This window comes from Paenibacillus sp. PK1-4R, from assembly GCF_030369595.1.
Taxonomy (GTDB): domain Bacteria; phylum Bacillota; class Bacilli; order Paenibacillales; family Paenibacillaceae; genus Paenibacillus.
In genome coordinates this window covers 1116855-1129764 of sequence record NZ_CP126535.1, presented here as the reverse complement: position 1 = coordinate 1129764, position 12910 = coordinate 1116855, and the positions used below count along the sequence as shown (strand labels likewise).

8 protein-coding genes are annotated in these 12910 nt (G+C 49.2%); 2 read left to right on the top strand and 6 right to left on the bottom strand.

Going from position 1 to position 12910, the window contains the following annotated elements:
- Window positions 1-71: 71 nt before the first annotated feature.
- The gene (locus QNO02_RS04690; RefSeq protein WP_289391254.1) at window positions 72-1844 is read left to right on the top strand and encodes an alpha-glycosidase; all 1773 of its coding nucleotides are present in this window, start codon (window positions 72-74) and stop codon (window positions 1842-1844) included.
- 354 nt (window positions 1845-2198) lie between these two features.
- On the opposite strand, the gene QNO02_RS04685 is transcribed toward QNO02_RS04690, so the two are convergent.
- Genes QNO02_RS04685 through QNO02_RS04675 form a run of 3 tightly spaced genes read right to left on the bottom strand, consistent with a single transcriptional unit; the run spans window position 2199 to window position 6366 of the window.
- Window positions 2199-3578, bottom strand: coding sequence for an ANL family adenylate-forming protein (locus QNO02_RS04685; protein WP_289391253.1), 1380 nt, complete (start codon window positions 3576-3578; stop codon window positions 2199-2201).
- Window positions 3572-4990 carry a cysteine peptidase family C39 domain-containing protein gene (locus tag QNO02_RS04680; RefSeq protein WP_289391252.1) on the bottom strand — a complete coding sequence of 473 codons (1419 nt, stop codon included), beginning with the start codon at window positions 4988-4990 and terminating at the stop codon, window positions 3572-3574. The genes QNO02_RS04685 and QNO02_RS04680 overlap by 7 nt, the downstream gene beginning before the upstream one ends.
- The gene (locus QNO02_RS04675; RefSeq protein ID WP_289391250.1) at window positions 4987-6366 is read right to left on the bottom strand and encodes an alpha/beta hydrolase; all 1380 of its coding nucleotides are present in this window, start codon (window positions 6364-6366) and stop codon (window positions 4987-4989) included. Before QNO02_RS04675 ends, QNO02_RS04680 begins: the two co-directional genes overlap by 4 nt.
- A gap of 451 nt (window positions 6367-6817) precedes the next feature.
- Between QNO02_RS04675 and QNO02_RS04670 the strand changes: the two genes are divergently transcribed.
- Window positions 6818-8974, top strand: a complete 2157-nt coding sequence (locus tag QNO02_RS04670; RefSeq protein WP_289391249.1) for an alpha-amylase family glycosyl hydrolase — start codon at window positions 6818-6820, stop codon at window positions 8972-8974.
- 157 nt (window positions 8975-9131) lie between these two features.
- Here QNO02_RS04670 and QNO02_RS04665 read toward each other — a convergent pair whose 3' ends face one another.
- The 3 genes from QNO02_RS04665 to QNO02_RS04655 all read right to left on the bottom strand — a co-directional run bounded on the left by QNO02_RS04665 (window position 9132) and on the right by QNO02_RS04655 (window position 12805).
- A complete protein-coding gene (locus QNO02_RS04665; protein WP_289391247.1) occupies window positions 9132-10418 on the bottom strand; it encodes an MFS transporter in 1287 nt (428 codons plus the stop codon).
- Between the two features lie 198 nt (window positions 10419-10616).
- The gene (locus tag QNO02_RS04660) at window positions 10617-11453 is read right to left on the bottom strand and encodes a sugar ABC transporter permease (RefSeq protein ID WP_017690474.1); all 837 of its coding nucleotides are present in this window, start codon (window positions 11451-11453) and stop codon (window positions 10617-10619) included.
- The gene (locus tag QNO02_RS04655; RefSeq protein ID WP_289391246.1) at window positions 11450-12805 is read right to left on the bottom strand and encodes a sugar ABC transporter permease; all 1356 of its coding nucleotides are present in this window, start codon (window positions 12803-12805) and stop codon (window positions 11450-11452) included. Before QNO02_RS04655 ends, QNO02_RS04660 begins: the two co-directional genes overlap by 4 nt.
- Window positions 12806-12910 lie beyond the last annotated feature (105 nt).

Sequence of the window (12910 nt, the reverse complement as noted above, 5' to 3'; positions counted from 1 at the left end):
TGAGGTTGTGCCTTTTTTGCGTTTAATGGCCACTTTTATTGAATTTCATCATCTGACGAGGAGTGACTCACATGATTCTTGAAGCCATTTACCATCGCCCCAAACTCAATTGGTCCTATGCTTATGACCGCTCGACCATGCATTTGCGACTTCGTTCAAAACGCGGTGATTTGGATGCGGTAATCGCTATTACCGGGGACAAATATGCCTGGGATCGGACGATTACACACATTCCCATGCACATCTTTGCCCGGGATGAAATGTTCGATTATTGGGAAGCCGAGACTTCACCTCCCTATCGCAGATTACGGTATGGCTTCCAACTGATTCAGGGAGAGGAATCGGTCTGGATGACAGAGCGCGGATTCGAGCAGGCGCTGCCTGATCATCCACTTGAATTCTTTGATTTTCCATTTATGAACCCGGTCGACATTTTTGAGCCGCCTGCTTGGGTTAAGGATGCTGTGTTTTATCAGATTTTCCCTGAACGTTATGCCAATGGCGATCCATCCATCAGTCCCAAAAATGCTGAATCCTGGGGAGGGGAACCTACACCGGTGAACTTCTTCGGTGGGGATCTCCAAGGTGTGCTTGATCATCTGGATCATATAAGCCAGCTTGGCATCAATGCCATCTACTTCTGTCCGCTGTTTGAGGCCACGACGAATCACAAATACAATACAGGCGATTATATGAAAGTTGATCCTCACTTTGGAACCAATGAACAGTTCAAAGCGTTTGTGGATGCCTGTCATCAGCGCGGCATACGCGTTGTTCTGGATGCGGTATTCAATCATTCCGGCAGAGAGTTTCCTCCTTTTGTCGATGTCATGAAGAATGGAGCCGCTTCCCCCTACGCAGACTGGTTCTATATCAAAGACTGGCCGCCACGTGTGGAGGATGGTATACCAACTTATGACACCTTTGCCTTTGAACCGCTTATGCCAAAGCTGAATACGGAACACCCTGAAGTGAAGGCATATTTGCTGGAGGTAGGACGTTTCTGGATTGAGGAGATGGACATTGACGGATGGCGGCTCGATGTGGCAAATGAGGTGGATCATCAGTTCTGGCGCGAATTCCGTCAGACGGTAAAAGCCATCAAGCCTGACGCCTATTTGCTTGGTGAGATCTGGCATGATTCGCTCATGTGGCTTCAGGGAGACCAGTTCGATGCCGTGATGAATTATCCGTTTACCAACTCGGTATTGGACTATACGGTGCACGGCAAGCTCGACGGCCTAGCATTTGCCAATGAGATCGGTAAACTGCTCGCAGCCTATTCACAGCCTGTAACAGAAGCGGCCTTCAATCTGCTTGGAAGTCATGATACACCCAGACTGCTGACTTTATGTGATGGAGACGAGCGCAAGATGAAACTTGCCGTTACGTTGTTGCTTGCGTATCCAGGTGTGCCATGTATCTATTATGGAGACGAAGTGGGACTTGATGGAGGATATGATCCGGGTTGCCGCAAGTGTATGGAGTGGGATGAGACCAAGCAGAATCGCGAGCTTCTGGAATTCTTCACCCGTACGATTGCCCTTCGCAAACAGCACCCTGCCCTGCGCAGCACAGAACTGAAGATCGTATATGCAAAAGCCGGAGACCCTTGTCTTGCCATCGAACGATTAGATTCGCATACGGGTGAGCGTATGCTTCTTGTTCTTAATGCTGGTGATGAGCCGTGTACCCTCGAACTCCCCTTTGGAGATCGTAACATCTGGCGAAATCTGTTCACATCAAACACCGTGGAAGCTCAGCAAAATAAACTGACCCTCGATCTGGAAGCATACGGATTCTCCTTACTGCAAATGGAGATCAAACAACCAGCGAAAGCCTGATATGAATACGGCTAACAAGGGAAATAACTTCAAAGAGGCTGTCCTCCAGGTCATATTGACGACCAAGGACAGCCTCTTCTGTATCTTATACGTCTTGTGCATCTCATACGTCATACCCTAACGAACCCAGCACACGTTATTTGCTTTATTATACGTGGGCTAAATGTCTAACGAATCAGAGAGACCTTATTTCGTCCAATAAGTCCATTTTCGAGAGCAGAAGCCGTGTTTTCGACGCAATAACGTTGCTGAGATTCGTTAGGTTTTACTTTTCTTGATTATCCTCTCAATAGGATGTTTGAGGTTCGTTAGCTATAGCCATTCAAGCGAGGTGAAACTCTTCGAGGCAGCGACCTATTTCCCAGCTGAGGCGAAGGATATCGAAGTCATCGGTTTTCGTATTTTCTTCATTCTTGAACTTACGAGAGCTTCCTGTGTAATTACGATTTTCTGCGGAATCTTGTATGAAGGCAGCTTGTCCTGACAATATTCCCAGATGGACCGCCGCAGATCGGTGAGAGTACACTCCGCAGCCAGCCGGATAGTCACCTTCACCCTCTGACCGGTGATACCACTCTGTTCTCCCGAAACTACGGCCGCTTCAATACATTCCATCTCTTCCAGAACACCCTCGACCTCGGCAGGATACACTTTTCGTCCACCTACATTAATGATCTCGGAACGACGTCCCAGAATACGAATGTACCCCTGCTCCAGCACGGCTTCATCCCCTGTACGAAGCCACCCGTCCTCTGTAAAAGGTGATGGTGCATTCAAATATCCGATCATCGCTGTTGCTGTATGAATCTGCAATTCTCCTTCCACCACCCGATACTTGACCTCTTCATCTTGAATGGAGAACAGCAGAGAACCTGGCTCTTTGGAGCGGGTTGGCAGAATGCCAAGTTCAGACATGCCATAAGCTTGTATCGTCCTTAGTTGTGGAAATCTCCGGTTCCAGGCTGCCAGTACGGATTCAGGCATCACTTCCGATCCGTATGACACAACTTCGAGACTCGACAGATCATACCCCTCATCATTTCTACTCAGCAGCAACAGATTCATGAACGTTGGAGAGACAGGCAGCGCCTGTACACGAAACTTCTCAATCGTTCGGCACACTTCTTCGGGAGATCGATCCGCAATGATACAAAGACAGCCCCCACTGGACAGGGATTGCAGCATTGTATTCACACCGCCGATATGATCAAACATCATAAATGGAATCGTTCGCAAGGGCCGAACCTGCCGCCGAAAACGATGTAACAGCCGATCTGCACGATGCACAGTCGCTTTACTCACTCCGGTTGATCCGGATGAAAAGAGTACTAGGCCCCCTACGCCCTCCTGTGCCAGCGAGGATAACAACACGGGAACCTCTCCAGATAATTCACATGTTTGCCGAATGCACAACTTGCCTTCTTCAACGCCCAAACGCCATTTCACCTGTGCCAGTTCGATGTATTCCTGTCGTTTGGCTTCGACCAGGTACCGATCCATGGGAAGCACGATACACCCTTGTCCGAGCAAAGCAACCAATGCTGCCGCCGCATATGGGGAATAGTCTTCCTCCAGCGTTACAAGTTGCCCAGTCAGCCCTTCTGCTGTAATCCACTCACTCATGATGTCAACCTGTTCCAGCAGCCAACTGTAGCTGTACTCCCGATCCTTCCAGATCAGTGCAGGTTGCTGTCCCTGTTCCGCGAATCGTTCAAGCAAGAATTGGTTCAACATCTTGCATCCTCCTCACCGGCAGGCGCCCATTGCTGTGCGAGATAATCAACAAGTGAACCCACGGTCTGATACGGGCTTTCCGGCATAGAAGCAGCAGCCATCTCCGCCAGTGCGGCTCCCATCCCCGTCCCCCATCGATCTTCGATTCCCTGCTCTACCACTGCAAGCAAGGACACGAGTTCCAGCGAATCCAGTTGCCCATTTCGTCCATATAGCGGAGCGTTACCACCCTCACCAAGCGGAATCGATGTATTATGGTATGCATTTAACTCCCGGCAACTATCCAGCACGATACGAAGCAAAGCCTCCCTGTGTCGTTGTCCAATCCTTGGCACGGTCTGACGTTGAAAGCAATCTGCCCGAGGTATGGACTGTCGAAGTGATTCATACCAGTGCCATTCATCCGTGACCAACATTTTAATGACACCTGTTAGCTGTACTTTCCAGTGCTCACGGTTCTTCATCCGGCTGACCTGCAACATATTGTATGCCTTCTCCCACCGTGCAATGATGTCGCTGAATTCTCTTGCATATTGATCAAGTGGAGAACCGAGCCATAAGGCAGACTCCTGAAGAAGATCTCGAAGAAAATACCGGCTCCACCGCATATCAAACAGCAGACTGGATATCAGCATTTCATTGGCCTGCTCCCCTTCATTCGCCACATGCAGTGCATGTAACAATTGCAGCGATACCGCATGTCCAAAATGATAATTCCGCTCTCCTTGTGTAATCGTCCGGCCTGTTAGAAACTCTTCAATCTGCGTTGTTAACGCCTGAGTCAACATGTCTCGGTACCCGGCAGAGTCAAGCTTTACAGTCGCCCGAATGTCCATGGTTCCATACGTTCGGAGTTCTTCTTTGCGCTTGGCCTGAGCAAGCTCGGGTATGCTTTGGTTCCCTTTCCAGAAATCATGAAAGGCTGCTTGAGTAACCCTTCCCTTATACTTGGAGGGCACGGGATCGTAGACGTGAACATGCTCATCTTCCAAGCCATATACGGCAATCCAATGATCTACCAGATGCAGTCGGGAGCCTTGCTTCACGTGTTTGCGAATGTACTCGGGATTCTGATAATCCTCACAATAAGGCAGATGATAACTGGTTCCTGTAGCCAAAAAAAGCCCACCTTCGCCGATATGCTGCCTGATCTCCGCCTTGCCTTCCTCGAAGCTATCCAGCTGCCGCTGACCATACATCTCCCAGATCGGCTCTACATAATCCAATTTGTGAAAATAAGGCTTCACCAGTCCGTTATCCCCGCACGAAGGAAGGCTGTACAACCGACTTGCCGCCAGCAGTGCAAGACTTGTGATGGATCCTTGTCGATGGAGCACTTCATGAATCAGAGGGAAATTGCAGGGATAATAATAGGGAATGTCCAGCACTGGAGCGAATGAAGGAATGATCATTTTGGGCCTCCTGTTCCCGTTTTGGCTGACGTACTGCCCCAGGATTGGATTAGGTAATGCACAGACATATCATCTGTCGCTCGAAATACCCGATTGGCAATAGGCTTGCCATCCACATCGGTCTCGAAACGACGGAAACCGCGAGTAAATCGGAAGGAGAACCCACTATCTCGCGGGACTCGGTAACAACCCTCATATCGACCTTTACCGGAACGGACAAGCTTCATGCCCATGCCACCATATATCGTTTCCTCCGAGTCTTCGTCGGGAGCTACCTCTGCACGAATGCAGACCTCCACATGAGTGGACAATTCAGGAACGACAGTGTAGATGCGTGTAGCAGACAGTTCCCCTACAGTCAGCGTGATGGACGCATTTCCAATACCGACAGGAACCAACTCTCCATTCGTATGAATCTGAAGTACATTTGGGTCACTCGAAGTATAATTCCCATGAAGCAGACTCTGAACCAACCCACTCTCGTAGTGCATTTGTGCATTGATACACACGGTCATTCCACCCTCTAGTCCGATGACATCCCTTCCAAGCAGTTCGAGCGAGGAGGGCTTACCCACGTGGCCGAACATGTACAGTAACGGGAGGTGAACGCGTGCTCCCCAGTCACCTTCCTGATGACAGGCACCCTGCTGTTCCAGAAATGCCAATTCCTCACCCGATCCTACTCCGCGTTCAAGTAATTGATGAGCTACCCTTCTGACCTGGGAAGGCAGAAACAGACCTTCCGTATCTCCAATATCCATCCACATTCGAACGTCGGGTACCTCTTCTGGCAAGCGATACATGTTCTCTTCCAACAGTCCACTTTCCGATGTGTCGTCCAGCTGCACATCCACATAGAATGGCGACATCATGATCAGTTTTCCGAAAACATCCGGATTTCGCATCCCCATGTGCAATGTACAAAGCGCTGCGGCAGATGAACCCAGCAGCCCGGTATTCGACTTGTCCGGCAGCGTCCGATAACGATGATCAATGATCGGCTTGAGTTCATGAATGATGAAATGCTCATAGGCGATGCCTGAGCAACCCACACTCACGGCCTCTCTCTCCGGAGCGATGAAGTGATAGAATTCGTTGTGTGTGACTGGACGGACATGCGTAATGCCGACAATAATCAAGGATTCAATCTGCCCGGAGGAAATAAGACCGTCTGCTGCCTGGTCCATATTCCATGTTTCATTGCCTGGCCCGGATGGACCAAAAGCCCGCTGCCCTGCATGAACGTACAGAACCGGGTATTGCCGGGCTGTCTGCTCATGATAACCAGGCGGGAGGTACACATAAATGTTGCGGATATTGCCCAGCCGTGACGCCTGAATGCCTTCCAAACATTCAATGACAGAATGGGTACTCAACGATCATCAACCGCCTCTCTTCTCCCGATTCGACCGCATAATACAAACAAATAACCCCGCCTCAGAAGAGACGGGGTTGTCCCAGAACACACGTAATTGTCCGGGGATACATAGCCCTTATATTGTGAATCTGCGAATAGTTTAAATCCCCGGACGTGCTTTTGTAAACATAAAAATAGAAAATAAATGCTCCCAAAAAAGTTATTGACATAAGATCCAATATTTCTTACGATAACGTTGTGATCATAACTCGAGGGCCATGCTTTTAAACCTGAGCGGTTTAGGACAACCCCGGTAACTCCCGAAGGAGATGCCGGGGTTGTTAGCGTGTCAAAAGGAGGGAAGTCTTCAATCCACTGCGTAACACTCCGTTGTATTGAAAGCGCTATTATTCAAGAGCCAGGTTGGTTGTTTATCTAAACTACTACATTCACGAGAAGGGTGGATTACTATGTTTCAAATGGCCAAACGCTTACTCCTCAGCACAACACTGACACTCAGTTTACTTGCAGGGGGCGCACTTCCCTATCTGCCTGCTTCAGCGATCTATGCCGATGCGGATACCGCGGTTACCAACAAGCAGAACTTTAGTACAGACGTCATCTATCAGATCTTTACAGATCGCTTCCTGGACGGCAATCCTTCCAACAATCCTACCGGAGCTGCCTACGATGCCACTTGTAGTAACCTGAAGTTGTATTGCGGAGGCGACTGGCAGGGTCTGATCAACAAAATCAACGATAACTATTTTAGCGATCTGGGCGTTACGGCACTGTGGATCTCCCAACCAGTCGAAAATATCTTCGCCACAATCAACTACGGCGGCGTGATCAACACAGCGTATCATGGCTACTGGGCACGTGATTTCAAGAAGACCAATCCGTATTTCGGAACGATGACTGATTTTCAAAATCTAATTACAACCGCTCATGCCAAAGGCATCAAGATCGTCATTGACTTTGCCCCAAACCACACATCTCCTGCCATGGAGACCGATACCTCCTTTGCTGAGAATGGCAAGTTGTACGATAATGGTAATCTTGTTGGCGGATACACCAATGATACAAATGGATATTTCCATCACAACGGCGGCTCCGATTTTTCCTCCCTGGAGAATGGTATCTACAAAAACCTCTATGACCTCGCTGACCTGAATCACAACAACAATACTATTGACCAATATTTCAAAGACGCAATCAAACTATGGCTTGATATGGGCGTGGATGGCATTCGCGTTGATGCGGTGAAACATATGCCTCTCGGCTGGCAAAAGAGCTGGATGTCCTCCATCTATGCACATAAACCTGTATTCACCTTTGGTGAATGGTTCCTCGGATCTGCTGCATCTGATGCGGATAACACGGAATTTGCCAATGAATCCGGGATGAGCTTGCTTGATTTCCGCTTTAATTCTGCCGTACGTAACGTCTTCCGGGATAACACATCCAACATGTATGCCCTCGATTCGATGATTACAGGCACAGCGGCAGATTACAATCAGGTGAATGATCAAGTTACGTTCATCGACAACCATGATATGGATCGGTTCAAAACAAGTGCCGTGAACAACCGTCGTCTTGAACAGGCGCTGGCCTTCACGCTGACTTCACGCGGCGTACCTGCTATCTATTATGGTACCGAGCAGTATCTGACAGGTAACGGGGACCCTGATAACCGGGCCAAAATGTCTTCCTTCTCCAAAACAACGACGGCCTTCAATGTGATCAGCAAGCTGGCACCTCTGCGCAAATCCAATCCGGCAATCGCCTATGGCTCCACTCAGCAACGCTGGATCAATAATGATGTGTATGTCTATGAACGCAAATTCGGCAAAAGTGTAGCTGTTGTTGCGGTGAACCGTAATCTCTCCACACCAGCAAGCATTGCAAATCTAAGCACTTCACTGCCAACAGGCAACTACACCGATGTACTGGGCGGTGCACTGAACGGTAATAACATCACTTCCAACAACGGTAATATCTCATCCTTCACACTGGCAGCCGGAGCAACCGCGGTATGGCAATATACAACAAGCGAGACAACACCAACGATCGGACATGTAGGTCCCGTGATGGGCAAACCGGGTAATGTCGTTACCATTAGTGGACGTGGATTTGGCTCCACCAAAGGTACCGTATACTTCGGTACAACAGCCGTTACCGGTGCTGCGATCACATCCTGGGAAGATACACAGATCAAAGTGACGATCCCAGTGGTTGCAGCAGGCAATTACGCTGTAAAAGTAGCTGCGAATGGAGTCAACAGCAATGCGTATAACAACTTCACCATCCTTACGGGTGATCAGGTCACTGTACGATTTGTCATTAACAATGCTTCCACCACACTGGGTCAGAACATCTATCTTACAGGTAACGTAGCAGAACTGGGCAACTGGAGTACGGGCACAACAGCTATTGGACCTGCATTCAATCAGGTCATCCACGCCTACCCAACTTGGTACTATGATGTGAGCGTGCCAGCCGGGAAACAACTGGAGTTCAAATTCTTCAAGAAAAATGGTGCAACCATTACGTGGGAAGGTGGTTCCAACCACACGTTCACCACACCAACCAGCGGTACTGCGACTGTAAATGTAAACTGGCAATAAAATTTTCAGTCCACAAGCTAACCCGGAGTTACGCTAACGCAGCGTATGCTCCGGGTTTTGCTGTACCTAGCCAGGTTGCTTAGATTGCTTCTATCCTCTCTCTGTTGAATGTGTACGTGTGGGTTCAATTCATATCATTTTGATGTATCATAAAATGTCATTGATAGTTTCGGATCGACTTCAATGTTGTAGCGGCCAGAATACCTGTGGCCAGCAGTAATATGCCCACGCCTTGCAGCACAGAAGCTGCCCCCCACTGATCTGCTAATACGGAGACAACCGTCAATCCCAGAATAGGCGCTGTACTGGTGATTGTTCCAACCACACCATAGACCCTTCCTTGCAGCTCGTCCGGAACCGCTGTCCTCAGCATAATCTGAGTGAGCATCGTACAGCAGGCGAACATCGCACCTCCACCCACGATGAACGGCAACGCCATGATTGGCGAGGATACATTCGCCAAAAAAATATAGAGTGGTCCTAATACAATCAGACCGATAAATACCCATCTCCCTCTTCGCTTCAATCGTTTCCCCGAAGCAATCAGCATTGCAGAGCCAATCATATATCCAAGTGGAATACAGGTTTCAATTAATCCAAACTGTACCGGATTCGCCTCCCATACCTTGACCGCCATCACTTGGACCAGCATCATGGCTGACATGAAAAACAAAATCAGCACCGGATTGAGCAATACGATGGATCGAATCAGACGATTCCGATAGATGTAGCTAAACGAACTGCGCCATTCCTGAGCAAACGTGGTCTGCTGACTAGCGGATCGCTGTACCTCAGGAAAGCGACCCGCCATCAGCACACAGACTGCCGACAACAGAAAGGTTGCCCCCGTAATTAATATGGCGACAAATCCTCCAAATGCAGCAACAGCTACTCCCGCCGCGGCTAGTCCGCTGATTCGGGCAAGATTATCCACCATATGAATGGTTCCGGTTGCTTGTTGAATATGCTCCCTGCCTACCATACTTGCTACAGAGGCGTGGAATGCAGGTGCCTGAAACAAACTTGAAAACATGGACAGTGAGAGCAACAACAGCACCACCGGGAACGGCGCATGCCAACCGAATAAGCTAATCGCAATCAGCACAGCCATCACACCGCGAAATACATCAGACGCCAACATCAGCTTCCTGCGATCCAATCGATCTGCGACCGTACCTGCCACCGATCCAAATAAAAAACTGACGGCCATATTGCAGATCTGTACGGCCGCCATGCTCTTTGCACTGCCTGTGGTCTGTAACACCCACAGACTGATCGCAATCCCATTGAAGCAATCCCCGAAGACCGAGATGCCGTAGCCGTACAAAATCCTTCGAAAGGTAACATTACGCCAAAGTGTTGGCGGAGCTTTAGTATTATACAATGCAGCTTGTCCATCTTGGTATCCCATAATCTCGGGCTCACTGGACGGGTTCATGCCCATACATCACGTTCCTCCCTAATCATGATTCGAGCCCATACAGAACCAGGCACTTCCGCAGCATTGCCAGTCGATAAAGACATGACAATACGGAAGTGCCTGAGTTAAGTGAGTGTTACTCTATCGAGACTAATCATGCCGTCGTTAGCTTAGCTGATGATATTGTCTCTAGACCTATAATGTTTCTTGCTGAGTCTGCGTTTACCCTTTCGAAGCTCCTGCCGTCAGCCCTTGAACAAGGAATCGTTGCAGGAAAACAAACAGCAGGGTAATTGGGATAGCAATCAGTACCGCCCCCGCAGCAAACATCGTAAAGTTACTGTCCTGATACCGGTTGACCAGATCCCACATGCCCACCGCAAGCGTCCAGTTCTCTTTCGTCCGCAGCACCAGCCGGGCGAAGATAAAATCCATCCACGCACCGGTGAAACTGGTTAATGCCACATAAGTCAGCATCGGCTTGGATAAAGGCAGGATGATGCTGGTGAATACCCGCAGGTGACTCGCACCATCCATGCGGGCCGCTTCATCCAGACTGCGGGGAATCGTATCAAAGAAACCTTTGACGATAAATCCACCCAGTACCGCCCCTGAAGAATAAACCAGAATAAGCGCAGCGTGGGTGTCGAGCAATTTAATTTGCAGCAAAATGATATAGATTGCAATCATGCTCATAAAGCTTGGGAACATGCCGAGGATCAGCATGGTGGAGAGAATCGTTTTACGTCCACGGAAGCGGAAGCGGGACAAGGCATACATCCCAAGTGTCACCATCAACGTGGAGAAGATCATCGTGAAAAAGGCAATTTTCAGCGTATTCATATACCATCTGCCGTACATAAAGGACGGGTTATTAAACAGCTCACCGTAATGGGTTAGCGTGAAAGCTTCCGGCCACAACCGTTCACTGAACAATGCCGCGCCGGGTCTCAAGGAAGAGAGAAAGATCCAGAGTACCGGGTAGATGGAGACAACGGCGATGATCAGCAATAGCACATAACTCAGGGCCAAACGCAGCGGATTATTACGTGTCTTCATTGAATCATGTCCTCCTCCTTGAATGATTTGGAGCGGCGGAAGTTCCAGATAGAGAATGAAGCGATTATAAGGAAGATGATGATCCCTACCGCTGAAGCCATGTTGAACTTATTATTGTCGAGTGTGAGCTTGTAGAGCCAGGTCACCAGCAGGTCCGTTGCCCCTGCGTACTGGTAGTCTCCCCGCAGTGGATTTCCGTTGGTCAGCAGGAAGATGACATTGAAGTTGTTGAAATTTCCGGCGAACTGCATGATGAGTACCGGAGTTGTGGCAAAAAGAATGAACGGCATCGTAATGATCCTGAACTTCTGAAACGCAGATGCTCCGTCCACTTCGGCAGCCTCATAGAGGTCACGAGGGATGGCTGTTAATACACCCAGAATCAGCACCATACTGACCGGAATACCGATCCACATGTTGACAACAATGACGGTAACCTTGGCCCAGAACGGATCTGTCAGCCAGGGTAATCCCTCCAGCCCAAATGCTCTCATGTACGTATTGATCGGACCAAACTGACCATTGAACAGATTACGCATGAGCAGCAAGGAGATGATCTGCGGGATGGCATAAGGCAGAATAAAAATCGTCCGCCACAGCTTCTTGAAGCGTATGCCCCGCTGTTCAATCAACAGTGCCACAAGCACGCCGCCAAAATAGGTGGTGACTGTCGCCAGGATGGCCCAGATGACCGTCCAGGTCAGAACGCCGTAGAATGTCTGGCTCCAGGATTTCAGCTGAATCAGATCACTGAACGTCTTGAAGCCCACCCAGTCCACGAGTTTGGCTGGCGGAATATGATCCGGGGCCGAATAGTTGGTAAATGCAATCGTGATCGTAAACAGAATGGGCATAACGGTGAAGAAAAGAATGCCTAGTGCCGGGATGGACAGAAACAGATACGGAAAGTTTTTGTCCATCATGTTCCGAAGCGATGCCGCTGCGCCCAGGGTCTGCTTGCCTTCTTCCCTCGCAAGTCCCGTGACGTATGCATCCCGGATATTCAGGATATAGATCAGAATAAACACAAAAAACACCAGCAATACGATAATGCCATCAAGCAGCAAAAAGATGGAATGGTCTCCCCTTTGAAGTACAGTGGACCCATTCACTTTGACAAAACGCTGTGTATTTCCCCCCAGTGTCCATATGCCCCATACGGCCTGTGACAGGCGAGGAGGCAGGTACGCAAGCCCTGCTCCCTCCAGTAACAGTAGACAAATTCCCTTAATCCACTGTCGATTGTACAGCTGTCCAAGACCTTGCAGTATGATGGAACATATAGCCGCTGTCATCCGGTGCTGCCTTTCCCTGTTCGGTCCAACGGGCACCGGGACATGCTGCTGTTGCATTCGCTCTCTCCTCCCCGCCTATTGCTAACCTGCATACATTGAACAAAAGTGTACTTACACTGACCACTCCGATGACAGAATAAGCTTCCGATCGCTGTTATCCCC

What these genes read in the sequence shown, in the direction of transcription:
- QNO02_RS04685 (WP_289391253.1), bottom strand. Translation starts at nt 3,578, where the DNA reads ATGTTGAACCAATTCTTGCTTGAACGATTCGCGGAACAGGGACAGCAA.
- QNO02_RS04680 (WP_289391252.1), bottom strand. Translation starts at nt 4,990, where the DNA reads ATGATCATTCCTTCATTCGCTCCAGTGCTGGACATTCCCTATTATTAT.
- QNO02_RS04655 (WP_289391246.1), bottom strand. Translation starts at nt 12,805, where the DNA reads ATGCAACAGCAGCATGTCCCGGTGCCCGTTGGACCGAACAGGGAAAGG.
- QNO02_RS04665 (WP_289391247.1), bottom strand. Translation starts at nt 10,418, where the DNA reads ATGGGCATGAACCCGTCCAGTGAGCCCGAGATTATGGGATACCAAGAT.
- QNO02_RS04660 (WP_017690474.1), bottom strand. Translation starts at nt 11,453, where the DNA reads ATGAAGACACGTAATAATCCGCTGCGTTTGGCCCTGAGTTATGTGCTA.
- QNO02_RS04670 (WP_289391249.1), top strand. Translation starts at nt 6,818, where the DNA reads ATGTTTCAAATGGCCAAACGCTTACTCCTCAGCACAACACTGACACTC.
- QNO02_RS04690 (WP_289391254.1), top strand. Translation starts at nt 72, where the DNA reads ATGATTCTTGAAGCCATTTACCATCGCCCCAAACTCAATTGGTCCTAT.